Annotated in this window: 1 protein-coding gene; it reads left to right on the top strand. The window is 36.6% G+C overall.

The genetic code is table 11. From position 1 onward, the window contains the following. Nucleotides 1-143, top strand: a 143-nt coding sequence (locus AC1M9F_RS14565) for a muconolactone Delta-isomerase (protein ID WP_481598127.1), incomplete at its 5' end; no start/stop codon positions are given. Nucleotides 144-216 lie beyond the last annotated feature (73 nt).

The raw sequence follows: 216 nt of genomic DNA, 5'->3' as shown, positions 1-216 counted from the left end.
ATTCAAACATCAGTATTTTTGATGTGGAAAGCAATGAAGAGCTTCATTCAATTTTACAAGGTCTTCCGCTTTACCCATATATGAATATCGAAGTAATGGCGTTAAATCGCCACCCATCTTCTATCCGTGAAGATGATCGTTAAGTTTTAAGTGTCTTGGCTTGATTGATTCAGGCCATGACATCAATACATCCAGAGGTTTTTTAGCGTCATTTTA

This window comes from Acinetobacter sp. ANC_7504, assembly GCF_056779995.1.
This window is presented reverse-complemented; position numbering and strand designations above follow the sequence as displayed.